Source organism: Streptomyces sp. NPDC003379, assembly GCF_053589195.1.
On record NZ_JBSFRK010000065.1, the window covers coordinates 14,336 to 30,553 of the forward strand.

Here is a 16,218-nt window from a genome sequence, read left to right on the forward strand (position 1 = left end):
TCTTCTGCGAGGTGCCCATGAGCACGACCCCACCCACGAGCCCACCGCCCCAGGCCGCCCCGGACGGCATACGCACCGACAAGGGCGAACTCCCCGACGAAAGCGGCGCATTCGGCTGGCTGCGGGCGCTCGGCCCGCGCGGCCGCCGCGCCTTCGCCGGGGCCTTCGGGGGCTACGCCCTCGACTCCTACGACTACTTCACGCTGCCGCTAAGCATGGTGGCGCTGGCCGCGTACTTCGGCCTCGACAGCGGCCAGACCGGGCTCTTCACCACCGTCACCCTCGTCGTCTCCGCCGTGGGCGGCGCGGTCGCGGGTGTGGTCGCCGACCGGATCGGCCGCGTCAAGGCGCTGATGATCACGGTGGTCACGTACGCCGTCTTCACCGTCGCCTGCGGCTTCGCGCCCAACTACGAGACGCTGCTGGTCTTCCGCGCCCTCCAGGGCCTCGGTTTCGGCGGTGAGTGGGCGGTCGGCGCGATCCTCGTCGCCGAGTACGCCACTGCCAAGAACCGCGGCCGTACGCTCGGCGCGATCCAGAGTTCCTGGGCCGTGGGCTGGGGTCTGGCCGCGATCGTCTACACCGTGGTGTTCCAGTTCCTGGACGACGACCTCGCCTGGCGCGTGATGTTCTGGACCGGTGCGCTGCCGGCCCTCCTGGTCATCTATGTGCGCCGCAACGTGCAGGACGCCCCGGAGGCCGCGGCGGAGCGCCGGAAGAGCGCCGACCAGGGGTCGTTCACGGCCATTTTCAAGCCGGGGCTGCTGCGCGTCACGTGCTTCGCTGTGCTCCTGTCCACCGGCGTGCAGGGCGGCTACTACACGCTGGCCACCTGGGTGCCCACGTATCTGAAGACCGAGCGCGGCCTCACCGTCGTCAACACCGGCGGCTACCTCATCTTCCTGATCTCCGGCGCCTTCATCGGCTATCTGACCGGCGGCTATCTCACCGACAAGCTGGGCCGCAAGCGGAACATCACGCTTTTCGCGTTCCTCTCCGCGGCCAGCATCCTCGCGTACACGAACATCCCGGAGGGAGCCAACGGCCTTCTCCTTGTGCTCGGTTTCCCGCTCGGCTTCTGTATGTCGGCGATCTTCAGCGGCTTCGGGTCCTTCCTCAGCGAGCTGTACCCGGCCGCCGTGCGCGGCACGGGCCAAGGCTTCACGTACAACACGGGACGGGCGGTCGGCGCCATATTCCCCACCATGGTCGGCTTCCTCGCCGACAGCTGGGGCGTCGGCGGTGCGCTGATCTTCGGAGCCTTCGGATACGGCCTGGCCGTCATCGCGCTGTTCGGCCTTCCGGAGACGCGGGGGAGGGAGCTCCTGTGAGCGGGCACGCGCGCGTGGGCGCCCCTGACACCCTTGTGGTCCGCACCGCCAAGGAGGCCCGCGCGGCGTTCCGTTCGGGCGAGAGCAGTCCGACCGCGGGCTGGGCGGCGGGTTTCACCCAGGCCAACCTCATCTCCGTGCCCGCCGACTGGGCGTACGAGATGCTGCTGTTCTGCCAGCGGAACCCGAAGCCATGCCCGGTGCTCGACGTCACGGACGCGGGCTCCTGGGCCACGCCGCTCGCCCCGGGCGCCGATCTGCGCACGGATCTGCCCCGCTACCGCGTGTGGGAGCACGGCGAGTTGACCGACGAGCCCACGGACGTCGTCGACCGCTGGCGCGGCGACCTGGTGTCGTTCCTCATCGGGTGCAGCTTCACCTTCGAGTGGGCACTCGCCGACGCCGGGGTGCCGCTGCGCCACATCGAGCAGGGCCGCAACGTCCCGATGTATGTGACCGCGCGCCCCTGCCGCCCCGCGGGGCGTCTGCACGGCCCCATGGTGGTGTCGATGCGGCCCGTACCGCCCCGCCGTCTCGCCGACGCCATCAGGGAGAGCGCCCTGATGCCGGCGGTGCACGGCAGTCCGGTGCACTGCGGCGAGCCCGCGGGGCTCGGCATCGAGGATCTGGGCCGGCCCGACTTCGGTGACCCGGTGGCCGCCGACCCGGACGACATCCCGGTGTTCTGGGCGTGCGGGGTGACGCCGCAGGCCGCGGTGATGGCGTCGCGGCCGCCGCTCGCGATCACGCACGCGCCGGGCCGCATGTTCATCACCGACGCCCGGGACGAGCAGTACCGGGTGGCCTGACCTGCCTGGCCTGACCTGCCTGGCCTGACCCGGCTTGGCTTGGCTTGGCCTGACCCTGCTTGGCTTGGCCCGGCCTGGCTTGGCCCGGCCTGGCTTGGCCTGGCCCGGCTTGGCTTGGCCTGGCCCGGCTTGGCTTGGCTTGGTCTGTCCTGTCCGCCGAGAACCACAGGAGTCCTACGTACATGAGCACCACCTCCATCGATCTGAACGCCGACCTCGGCGAGGGCTTCGGCCGCTGGCAGCTGACCGACGACGAGGCACTGCTGTCCGTCGTCACCAGCGCCAACGTGGCCTGCGGCTTCCACGCCGGGGACGCGGTCACCATGCGCCGGGTGTGCGACCGGGCCGCCGAGCGCGGCGTCCGGATCGGCGCGCAGGTCTCCTACCGCGACCTGGCGGGCTTCGGGCGGCGCGCGATGGACGTGCCGCCCGCGGAGCTGGCGGCGGAGGTGGCCTACCAGATCGGCGCCTTGGAGGTCTTCGCGCGCGCGGCGGGCACGCGCGTGTCGTACGTGAAGCCGCACGGCGCGCTCTACAACCGTGTGGTCCACGACGAGCAGCAGGCCCGCGCCGTCGTCGAGGGCGTGCTGCTCGCCGACGCCTCGCTGCCCCTTCTGGGGCTGCCCGGATCGCGCCTCCTGGAGTCGGCGGACAAGGCCGGGCTCCCGGTCGTCACCGAGGCGTTCGCGGACCGCGCCTACACCGAAGAGGGCACTTTGGTTCCGCGGGGCAGCGAGGGGGCGGTCATCACGGAGGCGGACGCCGTCGTCGAACGGTCCGTCGGCATGGCCCGGTTCGGTGTCGTCACCTCCCTGGGAGGCCGCGAGATCGCGGTCCGCGCGCGGTCGCTGTGCCTGCACGGTGACACTCCGGGGGCGGTGGGCCTGGCCCGCCGTGTCCGGGCGAGCCTGGAGTCGGCAGGCGTGCGCGTGGAGGCCTTCGCGTGAGGGTGCTGCCGGTCGGCGACCGGGCACTGCTCGTCGAACTCGCCGACGGCACCGAGGCCCAGGCGCTCCACGCCGAGCTGCTGCGTCGCCGCGCGGCGGGGTCTCTGCGGGTGCGGGAGATCGTCCCGGCGGCCCGCACGGTGCTCCTCGACGGCCTGGACGAGCCCGCCCGGGTCCGCGCCGAGCTGCCCGGCTGGGAGATCCCGCCGCTGCCCGCCCGCGCGGAGGCCGTCCTGGAGATCCCGGTCCGGTACGACGGGCCGGACCTCGCGGATGTCGCCGCGCACTGGGGTGTGAGCGTGCCCGAGGTGGCGCGCATCCACTCGGCGGCCGAGTTCCGCGTCGCCTTCTGCGGTTTCGCACCGGGCTTTGGCTATCTGACCGGGCTGCCCGAGCGCTACGGAGTGCCGCGCCGGGCCACGCCCCGCACCTCGGTCCCCGAAGGCAGCGTCGCTCTGGCCGGCCCGTACACGGGTGTCTACCCGCGCGCCTCGCCCGGCGGCTGGCAGCTGATCGGCTCGACGGACGCCGTGCTGTGGGACCACGCGCGCGTACCCGCCGCGCTGCTCTCCCCCGGCGTACGCGTGCGCTTCGTGCCGGAGGGCCCACCCGCAGCCCCACGGCGGGCCGCACCTGGCACCACATCGGAGACCACGCCGTACGCCCCGCCGGACACTCCCCCGGCGACCACGCCGCACGCTCCCCCGGCAATCCCACCGCACGCCCCACCACTGATCCCACCAGACGCCCCACCCCAGGACGCGCCTGGCACCGCACCACAAACCACCCCGGGCACCCCATCGAAAGCCACACCGGACACTCCCCCGACAACCCCACCGCACGCCGCCCCACCGGAGGCCCCATGAGCGACCGTGCCTTCGCCGTCGTGCGGGCAGGGGCGCTGACCACCGTGCAGGATCTCGGGCGTCCCGGCCACGCTCACCTCGGAGTGCCTCGTTCCGGGGCGCTGGATCCGTCTGCGGCTCGCCTGGTCAACCGGCTCGTGGGCAACGCTCCCGACGCGGCTGTCCTGGAGACCACCCTCAACGGCTGTGCCGTACGACCCCGCCGCCCCGTGACAGTGGCGGTCGGCGGTGCGCCCTGCCCTGTGACCGTGGACGGCCGCCCCGCCCCCTGGGGGGCACCGGTGCGGGTGCCCGCAGGGGCCTTGCTGGACATCGGGACGGCGCTCTCCGGAGTGCGTTGCTACGTCGCCTTCGATGGCGGAGTGGCCGTCGAGGCGGTGCTTGGCAGCCGCTCCACGGACCTGCTCTCCGGCCTCGGCCCGCCCCCGCTCGTGGACGGGACCGTCCTGCCGCTCGGCACCACGAGCGGCGGCACGCACGCATGCGTGGATGTCGTCCCGCAGCCCGCCCCGCCCCGGGAGCTGGTGCTGCGGGTCACGCTCGGGCCGCGTGCCGACTGGTTCACCCGGGCGGCGCTGGAGACGCTCACCACGCGCGCGTACCGAGTGTCCTCGGCGAGCAACCGCATCGGCCTGCGCACCGAAGGCCCCGCCCTGGAGCGCGCGGTCCAAGGCGAACTGCCGAGCGAGGGCATGGTGCTCGGCGCCGTGCAGGTGCCGCCGGACGGCAGGCCGGTCGTCTTCCTCGCCGACCACCCGACCACCGGTGGCTACCCCGTGGTGGCGGTCGTCAAGGAGGCCGACCTCGCCGCGGCGGCCCAGGCGCTGCCGGGCACGCCGGTACGTTTCGTCGGCGTCGGCGGCGGCAGCAGCAGCAGCAGTGGCGTCGGCGGCCGACGCTGACCCGCCCGCCCGGGGCCGGCCTGCGGCCACCCCGGGCTACACCGCGGGCGCGTCCGCGTCGGGCCCGATCCTGCTCCGTACCGCCGTCTGTACCTCGTCCTCCTCGGCGGGGTCCGCGGCGAGCCTGCGAAGCCGGTTGACGACGCGGGCGTCGCCGGTCTCGGCGTGCCGGGCGGCGACCCCGCGGGTGGACTCCTCGCAGTCCCACAGGCACTCGACGGCGAAGCCGGAGGCGAAGGTGGGGTCGGTGGCGGCGAGCGCGCGGGCGGCGCGGCCGCGCAGATGGGAGGAGGCGGTCTCTCGGTAGACGTGCCGCAGCACGGGGGCGGCGCAGGCGATGCCGAGGCGTCCCGCGCCGTCGACGAGCGTCCACAGCGTCGGCGCGTCGGGCCCCTCGCCGCGCACCGCCTCGCGCAGCGCGGCGAGGACCAGCTTGCTGTCCTGGGCGTCGCCCCGGCAGGCGAGCACGCGCCCCGCGGCGGCGCCGAGGGCGTCGGGTCGGTAGGCCCAGCGCCGGGCCCGTTCGACGGCGGCGACGCTGCGCATCCGTTCGAGGGCTTCGGTCGCGGCGTCCACCACGACAGGGGAGTGGCTCTCCACGGCGTACTCGATGAGGTCGAGGACGGCCGGGTCGTGGGCGTCGGCCAGGTAGCGCAGGGCGGTGCCGCGCGCCCCGTCGGAGCCGCTGCGGGCGGCCTCGACGATCTCGGGCCGGTCATCGGGTCCGGCGACGGCGCTCAGGCAGCGGGCGGCGGGCACGTACAGCACGGCGCCGCGTTCGAGGCCCTCCTGCGCCCAGTCGAAGACGGCCTGGACGCTCCATCCGGGGCGTGGCCCCGCGGGCCGCATCTGGCGCTGCCAGCGGTCGAAGGAGCCCTGTTCCCGCGCGGCTCGCACACGGGCGCCGATATCGGCGCGGGGGTTCTCCTCCCACAGCCGCCAGGGCCGCGGTTCGTAGGCGTCGCGGACGGCGGCGGCCAGTTCGGCCTCACCCTCCGCGTCGGCGGGGAACCTGGCGAGCACGGGGGCGGCGAGGGCGCGCAGGCCCGCGTCGTCGTCGCGCAGGGCCAGCTCGTCCAGGGCCCACGCCCAGTTCGAGCCGAAGGCGGCGTACCGCCTCAGGAGTTCGAGGGCGTCGTGTCTGCCGTACGAGGCGAGGTGTCCGAGGACGGCGAGGGCGAGTCCGGTGCGCGAGTCGTCCGTGTCCAGGACGTCCTCGGCATCGAACAGGTGCCGCTCGATCTCGTCGAGCCCGCCGTGAAGGTCGAGGTAGAGCCGGGCGTAGTACAGCGAGCGGTTCTCCACCTGCCAGTCGTGGCGGGGATCGTGGAGCACGCAGTGGTCGAGGGCGGCGAGCGCCTCGGACCGGGGTGCCGTGAGTGCGTGCAGCGTGCCGTCGCCGCGGCCCCGCTGCAGCAGGCCGAGCAGCGTACCGCTGGGCGCTATGACCGGATCGAACATGGGAAACAGCCTCACATCAAGCGTCGACGCAACCGGGAATCACGCATTACCTGGCCGTGCGCCAACACGTCGGGCCGCCCGCCGTCTCTTGCTTGTCGAAGACCATCTTCCTCTGCCTCTCGTCCGTGGCCCTTAAGGGTTCCCGGACGGAAGGTCCGGGGGCGGGCCGCTCACGGCCCACGCGGTGCGGCACCCTTTGCCCCGCCGTCGCGTCCGTGAATCACGTCGTCATGATGACCCGGCGGTCATGCCCGCCGCGACCACATTTCCAGCGCCCCCGTCGTTGCTGGTCGAGTACCCGCTCAGGCGGCCCCGAACAGCTCCAGCAACTCCGTCTTCTGGAACATCCGGGCGGTGTCCAGCGCCGACGGCGTCCCGGCGGCCGGATCGGCTCCGCCGTCCAGGAGGGCGCGGATCACCGCGTGCTCACCCTTGAAGACAGCCCCGGCGAGCGGTGTCTGCCCCCGGTCGTTGGCGCGGTTCGCGTCGCCGCCGCGCTCCAGGAGGGCCCGGACCGCCTCGGCGTGCCCGTGGTAGGCCGCCAGCATCACCAGGGAGTCGCCGCTGTCGTTGGTGAGGTTGGCCGGGACCCCCGCGTCGACGTACGCCGCGAGTGCCGCGGTGTCGCCCTGGCGCGCCAGATCGAAGATCTTGGTCGCCAGCTCCACGACCTCCGGGTCGGGGGCTTCGCTCATGGGGCGTCCGCCTTTCTGGGATGCGCTGCGTGTGCAGCCGTACGAGTGAATCGACAGGGTACTGCCCTCGCGGGCACATGACGCGGCCCGGCCGAGGCAAAGCTCACGGCGAGCACGGCATACCCGCTGACCTGCTCTTCGACGGGCCCGGCGAGGCTCTGCCATTCGAGGGAAATCCTGTGAAATTCACTCCTTTGCACCTTTTGTCGTATGGATACATGCTGTGAGCCTGGAAGAACTCATGGTGACTGTCCCCACCAACCAGGAGAACCCTCATGATCCTGTCCATCTCGGGTGTCGTGCTGCTCGGCATCATCGTGTTCCTCTTCTTCCGCAAGGACGGGCTCAAGGCATCCCACGCCCTGGTCTGCGCGCTCTTCGGCTTCTACCTCGCGGGCACCGCCATCGCCCCGAGCATCAAGGCCGGCGGTGCGAGCCTGGCGAGCCTGCTGGGCGGGATCAAGTTCTGACGCCCCCGCCTTCCGTACGCACCTCCAGGAGACTGACGTGGTCAGGCGCCCACTCCCCCGCATCCTGAGCAACGGCACCGCGTCCCTCACGCGCGGCCGGGAGCTGGCACGGTCGGCCGCCGACAGCGCCACCGACGTCCTCCACCCGCTGATCACGATCACCCGTGGACTGCGCCGGCTGGCTGCCGCCGGGCGGCGCAAGTGGGCCGACACGCCCAAGGACAAGCGCGGCTCGCTGCTGTTCCTGGTCGGCTCGGTGATCCTCGTCATCGCCCTCTTCCCCTATGGGCCGATGCTCGCCTTCGTCTCCTTGATGGCGGCCGCCGCGTGGACGGGCCGCGAGCGCACCGCGCCCGCGCCGACCGGCCCGGACGAGGCACAGGCGCAACGGTTGCAAGCCCTCTACGAAGCGCTCGTCCCGTACTTCTCGATCCCCGAGGACCCCGCCCCGCTCTTCACGCACGGCGGCGAATGGGACAAGGCCTTCACCGCCTACGACTTCGACGACACCGGACGGATCTCCCGGCTCGTCGTGCACTACCCCGCGTACTTCGCGGACGGCGAGGCCGAGTCCCGTACCCGGATCGAACAGCTGCTGCACGCGAAGGCGGGCCGCGGACGCGAATACCACTTCGCGTGGGACGAGGAGGGAAACGAACTCACCGTCACCGTGCTGCCCCCGCTCCCCACGGACATCGCCGCCCAGCGCTTCGTCACCGCCCCCGGGGAGACCGTCCTCGGCTTCACCGACGAGACCGACGTGCAGCGCACCCTGCCGGTGACCGACGGAGAGGAGCGGCGCGACGTTCCCCCCGTCGTGTGGCGCACCGGCATCCGCTCCACCGAGCCCCACCTGCTCATCGCGGGCCAGCCGGGCAGCGGCACGACGACACTGCTGCGCTCCATCGCCCTCCAGGCGCTGCTGTACGGCGATGTCCTCATCATCGAGGGCAACGGCACCGGCGACTACGCCTGCCTGACGGGCCTCGACGGGGTGCTGGCCATCGAGTGCGGGCTCGCCGGGGCGCTCGCGAGCCTGGAGTGGGCGGCCCACGAGACCGAGCGCAGGCTCATCGTCGCCAACCGCGCCCGGCAGTCGGGCCACGCGCAGCCCGAGGACACCAAGCGCCCCTTGTGGATCCTTGTGGACCGGCCGAGCACGCTCGGCCACCTCGCGGCCGCCGACGGGCGCGACGACCCCCAGTCGCTGCTGCAGGTCCCGCTGCGGCACGGCAGGGCGGCGAACGTGACGGTGGCCGTGGCGGACCAGCTGGACTGCCTGGAGGCCCTGAGCGATGCCGTACGCCAGCACACGCGCGCGCGTGTGGTGCTCGGGTCCGCCACCGCCGACCAGGTCAAGGAGGTCCTTGGGAGGCCGCCCCACACGACCCCGACCTCCGACGTCCCGCCCGGCCGGGGTTACGCGCGGCTCGGCACCGGCCCGGTGCACCGCCTCCAGGTGCCCGCGACGCCCGACCCGTACGACGACGCGACCAGCGAGTCGCACCGCCGGGCGGTCATGGAACTGCTGCCGGTGCGGAGCACCCCGGAGGGCGCGGTGCCCGTCGCGGAGGCCGCCGATGAGACCAACGAGGCGGAGCCGGTCCCCGCGGAGAGCTGAGGCGCCCGTCAAGGGCAGCGGTCAGGCCACGAAGGGATGCGCGACCTCCGCACCCGCGCCCGCGCCCCTCTCCACGAGGCGGGCTGCGGCGGCCAGGCGCGCCGCCGCCTCGTCGGCCACCGCGCCGCCCACGGTGAACGGCAGCCGCACATACCCCTCGAAGGCCCCGTCGACACCGAAGCGCGGCCCCGACGGAACCCGCACTCCCACCCGCTCGCCCACCTCGGCGAGCCGCGACCCCGACAGGCCCCCGGTGCGCACCCACAGCGTCAGACCGCCGCGCGGCACCTCGAACTCCCAGCCGGGCAGCTCGCGGCGCACGGCGGCGACCAGCGCGTCGCGGTTCCCCCTGGCCTGCTCCCTGCGCACGTCGACGGCGGCCTCCCAGCCACCGGTGTTCAACAGCCAGTTCACGGCGAGCTGTTCCAGGACGGGGGTGCCCAGATCGGCGTACGCGCGCGCCGCGACGAGGCTGCGGATCACGTCGGGGGCGGCCCGCACCCAGCCGATGCGCATGCCCGCCCAGAAGGCCTTGCTCGCCGAGCCGACGGTGACGACGGTGGAGCCCGCGGGGTCGAATCCGCAGACGGGGCGGGGCATGCCGAGGTCCGGGTCGAGTCCCAGCTCGCTCATCGTCTCGTCGACGACGAGGACCGTGCCCGCCGAGCGGGCCGCCTCGACCAGCTGCCTGCGCTGGTCCTCACCCGCGAGCGCGCCCGTGGGGTTGTGGAAGTCCGCGACGACGTACGCGAGCCGGGGCGCCGCGTCGCGCAGGACCTGCCGCCAGCGGTCCATGTCCCAGCCCTGAAGGCCCTCCGCCATGGCGACGGGAACGAGCCGGGCGCCCGCCTCGCGCATCAGCTGGAGGATGTTGGCGTACGAGGGTGACTCGACGGCGATGCGTTCGCCGCGTCCCGCGAAGAGGTGGCAGATCGCGTCGATGGCGCCCATCGCGCCGGTGGTGACCATGATCTGCTCGGGCATCGTCGGGATCCCGCGCGCGGTGTACCGCTCGGCGAGCATCTCGCGCAGGGCCGGCAGGCCGGCGGGGTAGTCGCCGTGCGTGTGGGCGTACGGCGGGAGCGCTTCGAGGGCGCCCTGCACGGAGCGGGTCAGCCACGGCTCGGGCGCGGGCAGCGCGGCGCAGCCCAGGTCGATCATGGAGCCGAGCGCCTCGGGCGGCAGCGGTTCGAGCCCGCGCGCGGGGAGGGGGTTTCCGGCGGGGACAGCGGTCCAGCTGCCCGCTCCTCTGCGGGACTCCAGAAAGCCCTCGGTGCGCAGCGCCTCGTAGGCGGCCGCCACGGTGGTGCGGCTGACGGCGAGCGCCACCGCCAGTTCCCGTTCGGCGGGCAGGCGTGCGGCGACGGGCACGCGGCCTTCGAGGACGAGCAGCCGGATGCCGTCGGCGAGGGCGCGGTAGGCGGGCGGGCGGCGGGCGCCCGTGCCACTGGGGCGCGTCTGCTGGGACGCGAGGAGCCGGGCGAGCTGGGTCGAGCCCATCGCCGAAGTCCACTGAGCCATGATTCCCAGTCCACCTTCCTCGAATTGGCCATGGTTGCGCTCTGCTTCCAAGCCACAGAGTGGCATGCGTCGGGCCACTATCACCAGCGGGGGGCACCACTTGTCCGGGACGAAGCCACATCTCTCACGCCGTCTGCTGCGGCTGTACGCCGGTCTGACGCTGTACGGCGTGAGCTCCGCGCTGATGGTGGCCGCGGGGCTCGGTCCCGAGCCGTGGAACGTGCTCAACCAAGGCCTGTCCGAACGGACGGGCCTTTCCATCGGTGTCGTCTCGATCATCGTGGGCGCGGCGGTGCTGCTGCTGTGGATCCCCCTGCGGCAGCGCCCGGGGCTCGGCACCGTCTCGAACGTCTTCGTCTGCGGCCTGTCCATGGATGCCGCCCTGGCGCTGCTGCCGGACGTGGACACCCTCGCCGTCCGCGTCCCCCTGCTGCTGGCCGGTGTCGTCCTCAACGGCGCGGCGACCGGCCTGTACATCACCGCCTCGTTCGGCCCGGGGCCGCGCGACGGCCTGATGACGGGCCTGCACCGGCGCACCGGCCGCTCGATCCGCCTGATGCGCACGCTCATCGAGGTGACGGTCGTCGCCACCGGCTTCGCGCTCGGCGGCACGGTCGGCTTCGGCACCGTCCTGTACGCGCTCGCCATCGGCCCGCTCGCCCAGTTCTTCCTGCGCCACTTCGCCGTCCCCACGCCCGGCACGGGCAGGATCGCGGCCTCCGGAGGTCCGTCGGAGCAGGCGATACTGCAGCGGTGACCACGCGCGTACGCCATCCCTACCTCGATCACCCCGGCCCGCTCGCCCTCGCCCACCGCGGGGGCGCCGCGGACGGCTTGGAGAACACCGCCGCGGCGTTCCGGCGCGCCGTCGGCCTCGGCTACCGCTACATCGAGACCGACGTACACGCCACCGCCGACGGCCGCCTCGTCGCCTTCCACGACGCGACGCTCGACCGCGTGACGGACACGGGGGGTCGCATCGTCGACCTCCCCTGGAGCGAGGTGCGCCACGCGCGCGTGGCCGGCAGTGAACCGGTGCCCCTCTTCGAAGAGCTCCTGGAGACCTTCCCCGGGGTCCGCTGGAACGTGGACGTCAAAGCGGACCCCGCCCTCCTGCCGCTCCTCGACCTGATCCGCCGCACCGGCTCCTGGGACCGCGTCTGCGTCGGCTCGTTCTCCGAGGCGCGAGTGGCCAGGGCCCAGCGCCTGGCGGGCCCGCGCCTGGCCACCTCGTTCGGCACGCGGGGCGTGGCGGCGCTGCGCCTGCTGTCGTACGGCGTCCCGGCGGCGCTGCGCCGCTCCGCGGTCTGCGCGCAGGTGCCCGAGACGCACGCCGGGATCCGGGTGGTCGACCACCGCTTCGTGCGCGCTGCCCACGCGCGCGGATTGCAGGTCCACGTGTGGACGGTCAACGACGCCGAGCGGATGGCAGCCCTTCTCGACCTCGGCGTGGATGGCATAGTTTCCGATCACATCGAGACGCTGCGCGAGGTGCTGAAGGACCGGGGGACCTGGGTCTGACCGCCCGAGGGCGGCTTCGCACCACGGGGAACAGCGAGGTCACGGGTGGTCACCGACACCGTGCGGACGGCGGCCACCGAGGCCGCCGAGCGACGGCGCGAGCAACGGGGCTGGTACTTCTACGACTGGGCGTGCTCGGTCTATTCGACAAGCGTCCTGACCGTCTTCCTGGGGCCCTACCTCACGGAGATCGCCAAGGCGGCCGCCGACCCCGACGGGTACGTGCATCCGCTGGGCATCCCGGTCCGCGCGGGGTCCTTCTTCGCGTACACGGTGTCCGCTTCCGTGCTCGTGTCGATCTTCGTGATGCCGCCGGCGGGCGCGGCCGCCGACCGCACGGGGCGCAAGAAGCCCCTGCTCGCCGCGGCCGCGTACCTGGGGGCGGCCGCGACCGCGGGCATGTTCTTCCTGGCGGGCGACCGCTATCTCCTCGGCGGTCTCCTGCTGATCGTCGCCAACGCCTCGCTCGCCGTCTCGATGGTGCTCTACAACTCCTACCTGCCGCAGATCGCGCCCCCCGAGGAGCGTGACGCGGTCTCCTCGCGCGGCTGGGCCTTCGGCTACGCCTCGGGCGCCCTGGTCCTGGTGCTGAACCTGGTGCTGTTCCTCGCCCATGACACCTTCGGTGTCTCGGAGTCGACCGCGGTGCGCATCTGCCTGGCGTCGGCGGGCGTGTGGTGGGGGGCCTTCACCCTCGTACCCCTGAAGCGGCTGCGCGACCGGCGTACGGCGCCGTCCGAGGCGGCCGCGCGGGGCGGTCTGCGGCAGCTGGCGTCGACGGTGCGGGACATGCGGCGCCACCCGCACACGCTCGCCTTCCTGCTGGCGTACCTCGTCTACAACGACGGCGTGCAGACGGTGATCTCGCAGGCGTCCGTCTACGGCTCCGAGGAGCTGGGGCTCGGCCAGTCCACGCTGATCGTCGCGGTCCTGCTGGTGCAGCTGCTCGCGGTGGCGGGCGCCCTCGCCATGGGCAGGCTGGCCCGGACGTACGGCGCCAAGCGGACCATCCTCGGCTCCCTCGTCGCCTGGACGGTGACGATCGGGGCGGGCTACTTCCTGCCGGCCGGGGCGCCCGCGTGGTTCTTCGTCCTGGCGGCGGGGATCGGCCTGGTCCTCGGCGGCACCCAGGCCCTGTCGCGTTCGCTCTTCTCGCATCTGGTGCCGCGCGGCAAGGAGGCCGAGTACTTCTCCGCGTACGAGATCAGCGACCGCGGGATGGCCTGGCTGGGGCCGCTGATCTTCGGCCTCACCTACCAGCTGACGGGGAGCTACCGGGACGCGATCGTCTCCCTCGTGGTCTTCTTCCTGCTGGGATTCGTACTGCTCGCGAGGGTGCCGGTGAGGCGTGCGGTGCGCGACGCGGGGAACCCCGTACCCGACCGGATTTAGCAACTGAGGGCAAAGGCCGGTAGTGTACGCGTTTGGCCTGCCAGGCGGACCGTTACTGCGAGCTGATGATTCAGAAACGCTGGGTGACATCTGCTGCCAGATGTGACAAACCGGGCACTGGTGGGTACAACAAGGGGCGGCATACGACGGCGACGCATGACCCTGAACGGGAATCTTTACCGCCGACCGGACGTTGACCGGATGACGACGACAGCGACACCTGTCCTGTGGGCGACAAGCCCGGGAGGCACGATTCATGAGTGAGCGAGCTCTTCGCGGCACGCGTCTTGTGGTGACTAGCTACGAGACCGACCGCGGCATCGACCTGGCTCCGCGCCAGGCCGTGGAGTACGCATGCCAGAACGGACATCGTTTCGAGATGCCGTTCTCGGTCGAGGCGGAGATCCCGCCGGAGTGGGAGTGCAAGGTCTGCGGGGCCCAGGCACTCCTGGTAGACGGCGACGGACCTGAGGAAAAGAAGGGCAAGCCGGCGCGTACGCACTGGGACATGCTCATGGAGCGCCGTACTCGAGAGGAACTCGAAGAGGTCCTGGAGGAGCGCCTTGCGGTCCTTCGGTCCGGCGCCATGAACATCGCGGTGCATCCGCGGGACAGCCGCAAGTCCGCCTGACGACGGACCCGGCTACACAACCGCACAGCACAAGTACGAGGGCCGGGGCCACTGCTCAGCAGTGGCCCCGGCCCTCGTGCGTGTCGCTGCGTGTCCCGCGTGCCCCCGGTGGTACGCCGTCAGTGCGGCAGCTGCCGGTCGTCCGGGCGCGGGCCGCGCGCCGGCGGCTCGTCCCTGATGACCTCGCCCTGGACGACCTTGCCGTCGGGCCGGTGCATGCGGGCCTGCTGGAAGGCGTCCCCGAGGCCGCCGGGCGTCGCCTCGCGCATCTTGCGCTCCAGGGTGCGCTCCGCGTACCGCCCGAGGGCCTTCTGGACCGGCGGCACCAGCAGGATCAGCCCCAGGGCGTCCGAGACCAGCCCCGGCAGGACGATGAGCAGGCCGCCCAGCATCGTCAGGGCTCCGCCGCCGCCCCCGGCCTCCGGCGCGGGCGTCACACCGCTCTGCTGCTGTTGCACCGCCTCGCTGAGCTTGCGGAACGCCCTGCGCCCCGCACGCTTGATCACCGCGGAGCCGAGCACGAGGCCGCCCACCAGGAGCAGGAAGACCACGAGCCCGCTCGTGGCCCCCGCCACGACGGTGAGCAGCCAGATCTCCAGGACGAGCCACGCGGCGATGCCGAGCGGCAGGAACCTCAGAGGCCCGGAGCGCCGGGTCTTGGCGGGGCGGATGGGAGGCGGTGCGCCAGTCGTCATGCTCCCAGTGTGCCTGGGCCCGCCTCAGGCCGGGATAAGGGGGATGATCAAGAAGGCAGGGTACTCAGGGCTGCTTGCGGCCGATGACCCGGCCGACGCGCTCCCCGACACCCCAGGCGGTGACCCGCCACAGCGCCTCGACGACGATGTTCTGGCTCATCTTGCTGTCCCCGAGCTCCCGCTCGACGAACGTGATGGGCACCTCGACGACGTGGTAGCCCGCCTTGATCGCGCGGCGCGCGAGGTCGACCTGGAAGCAGTAGCCCTGCGACTCGACCTCGCCGAGGCCGAGACCTTCGAGGGTCTCGCGACGGAAGGCGCGGTAGCCGCCCGTCACGTCGCGGATGGGCACGTCCAGCAGGAGGCGCGAGTAGGTACTGCCGCCCCGGGAGATGAACTCGCGGTGCTTGGGCCAGTTGACGACCCGGCCGCCCGGCACCCAGCGCGAGCCGAGCACGAGGTCGGCGCCCTTGAGCGCGGTCAGCAGCCGGGGCAGCTCCTCGGGCTGGTGGGAGCCGTCGGCGTCCATCTCGATGAGCACGCCGTAGTCGTTGTCGAGGCCCCAGCGGAAGCCCGCGAGGTAGGCGGCGCCGAGCCCCTCCTTGCCCTCGCGGTGCAGCACGTGGACCTGCTCGTCCTCGGCCGCGAGCTCGTCAGCGATCTTGCCGGTGCCGTCAGGGCTGTTGTCGTCGGCGACCAGGACGTGCGCGTCCGGGACGGCGGCCCGCACCCGGCCGACGATGGACCGGATGTTCTCCGCCTCGTCATAGGTCGGAATGATCACCAAGGCCGTGCCGAGCGAGTCGTACTGCCTCCCCTGGTCCCCTGATTCGGAGACCCGACCGCCGTCGTTCACTACTGCCCCTTCGTTCGTACGCAGAGGACCACCATAGTGGCCGCGGCCTGGGCCGCAGCGGCGGCACGGAGGTCGGGGCGACCAGTACTGCGGATCGGGGCCCGGCACCCTTCGGGCCGGCCTGGGACCCGCTGGCTGCGGATCGACCGAAAGCCGTTGTCTACTGAGCGTCCGGGCCCCACCCGGGTCACACCTGCCGACCGGCCGCTGCGTTCCCTCGCCTCCGCGGCGCGGGCGCTGGACCTGGCTCCCAGCGGTGGTGCGCCGGTGCGGCACACCACCCGTGACCCAGCGGCGTTCGACGACCGCGTGGAGGATCGCCGGTCGGACGTCCTGTGGTGGACCCGGCCGAACCTACCGGCCCACGGCGGTTACCTGTCAATACCCCTGTGAACTGCGGTGATGATGAAGACAGCCAGGTCAGGGCCGAGGATTACCAGGTCGCGTGGAACCCCGGCGGGGGGGGGGGGCGGCGCCGCCCCCCCCCCCCCCGCCCACAC

Annotated in this window: 15 protein-coding genes and 1 pseudogene; 11 read left to right on the plus strand and 5 right to left on the minus strand. The window is 72.6% G+C overall.

Annotated features, from left to right (window positions below):
* Positions 1–17: 17 nt before the first annotated feature.
* The 5 genes and pseudogenes from ACWDVB_RS36815 (at position 18) to ACWDVB_RS36835 (ending at position 4,855) form a co-directional block, all read left to right on the plus strand.
* Positions 18–1,331: an MFS transporter gene (locus ACWDVB_RS36815; RefSeq protein WP_451518593.1), complete on the plus strand. Its 1,314-nt coding sequence runs from the start codon at positions 18–20 to the stop codon at positions 1,329–1,331.
* Positions 1,328–2,140, plus strand: a complete 813-nt coding sequence (locus ACWDVB_RS36820) for a putative hydro-lyase (RefSeq protein ID WP_451518592.1) — start codon at positions 1,328–1,330, stop codon at positions 2,138–2,140. Before ACWDVB_RS36815 ends, ACWDVB_RS36820 begins: the two co-directional genes overlap by 4 nt.
* A gap of 182 nt (positions 2,141–2,322) precedes the next feature.
* On the plus strand, positions 2,323–3,087 hold the full coding sequence (locus ACWDVB_RS36825) for a LamB/YcsF family protein (protein WP_451518591.1): 765 nt from the start codon (positions 2,323–2,325) through the stop codon (positions 3,085–3,087).
* Positions 3,084–3,689: pseudogene (locus tag ACWDVB_RS36830) on the plus strand (5-oxoprolinase subunit B family protein); the annotation flags it as partial. The gene ACWDVB_RS36825 and the pseudogene ACWDVB_RS36830, both read left to right, overlap by 4 nt.
* Before the next feature lie 260 nt (positions 3,690–3,949).
* A complete protein-coding gene (locus ACWDVB_RS36835; protein ID WP_451518590.1) occupies positions 3,950–4,855 on the plus strand; it encodes a 5-oxoprolinase subunit C family protein in 906 nt (301 codons plus the stop codon).
* Positions 4,856–4,891: 36 nt separating this feature from the next.
* Here the strand turns inward: ACWDVB_RS36835 and ACWDVB_RS36840 are convergent, their stop codons facing one another.
* The gene (locus ACWDVB_RS36840; RefSeq protein WP_451518589.1) at positions 4,892–6,316 is read right to left on the minus strand and encodes a HEAT repeat domain-containing protein; all 1,425 of its coding nucleotides are present in this window, start codon (positions 6,314–6,316) and stop codon (positions 4,892–4,894) included.
* 302 nt (positions 6,317–6,618) lie between these two features.
* Positions 6,619–7,011, minus strand: coding sequence for an ankyrin repeat domain-containing protein (locus tag ACWDVB_RS36845; RefSeq protein ID WP_451518588.1), 393 nt, complete (start codon positions 7,009–7,011; stop codon positions 6,619–6,621).
* 275 nt (positions 7,012–7,286) lie between these two features.
* Between ACWDVB_RS36845 and ACWDVB_RS36850 the strand changes: the two genes are divergently transcribed.
* Both ACWDVB_RS36850 and ACWDVB_RS36855 read left to right on the plus strand, forming a co-directional pair.
* Entirely contained in the window at positions 7,287–7,481 is a 195-nt protein-coding gene (locus ACWDVB_RS36850) for a hypothetical protein (protein WP_018534760.1), read from the plus strand.
* 37 nt (positions 7,482–7,518) lie between these two features.
* Complete coding sequence (locus ACWDVB_RS36855) at positions 7,519–9,102, plus strand: hypothetical protein (RefSeq protein WP_451518587.1); 1,584 nt, start codon at positions 7,519–7,521, stop codon at positions 9,100–9,102.
* Positions 9,103–9,123: 21 nt separating this feature from the next.
* Here ACWDVB_RS36855 and ACWDVB_RS36860 read toward each other — a convergent pair whose 3' ends face one another.
* The gene (locus ACWDVB_RS36860; RefSeq protein WP_451518586.1) at positions 9,124–10,623 is read right to left on the minus strand and encodes an SCO1417 family MocR-like transcription factor; all 1,500 of its coding nucleotides are present in this window, start codon (positions 10,621–10,623) and stop codon (positions 9,124–9,126) included.
* A gap of 64 nt (positions 10,624–10,687) precedes the next feature.
* On the opposite strand from ACWDVB_RS36860, the gene yczE reads away from it, so the two are divergent.
* The 4 genes from yczE (at position 10,688) to ACWDVB_RS36880 (ending at position 14,167) form a co-directional block, all read left to right on the plus strand.
* Positions 10,688–11,380, plus strand: coding sequence for a membrane protein YczE (yczE, locus tag ACWDVB_RS36865; protein ID WP_451518585.1), 693 nt, complete (start codon positions 10,688–10,690; stop codon positions 11,378–11,380).
* Positions 11,377–12,144 (plus strand): glycerophosphodiester phosphodiesterase, encoded by a 768-nt coding sequence (locus ACWDVB_RS36870; protein WP_451518584.1) that lies wholly within the window; start codon positions 11,377–11,379, stop codon positions 12,142–12,144. The genes yczE and ACWDVB_RS36870 overlap by 4 nt, the downstream gene beginning before the upstream one ends.
* 45 nt (positions 12,145–12,189) lie before the next feature.
* Positions 12,190–13,536: an MFS transporter gene (locus tag ACWDVB_RS36875; protein WP_451518583.1), complete on the plus strand. Its 1,347-nt coding sequence runs from the start codon at positions 12,190–12,192 to the stop codon at positions 13,534–13,536.
* Between the two features lie 256 nt (positions 13,537–13,792).
* Positions 13,793–14,167 (plus strand): RNA polymerase-binding protein RbpA, encoded by a 375-nt coding sequence (locus tag ACWDVB_RS36880; protein WP_030360404.1) that lies wholly within the window; start codon positions 13,793–13,795, stop codon positions 14,165–14,167.
* Between the two features lie 119 nt (positions 14,168–14,286).
* On the opposite strand, the gene fxsA is transcribed toward ACWDVB_RS36880, so the two are convergent.
* Together fxsA and ACWDVB_RS36890 are read right to left on the minus strand one after the other, a co-directional pair.
* Positions 14,287–14,862: an FxsA family membrane protein gene (fxsA, locus tag ACWDVB_RS36885; RefSeq protein WP_451520020.1), complete on the minus strand. Its 576-nt coding sequence runs from the start codon at positions 14,860–14,862 to the stop codon at positions 14,287–14,289.
* 64 nt (positions 14,863–14,926) lie between these two features.
* Positions 14,927–15,718: a polyprenol monophosphomannose synthase gene (locus tag ACWDVB_RS36890; RefSeq protein ID WP_451520021.1), complete on the minus strand. Its 792-nt coding sequence runs from the start codon at positions 15,716–15,718 to the stop codon at positions 14,927–14,929.
* Between the last annotated feature and the right edge of the window lie 500 nt (positions 15,719–16,218).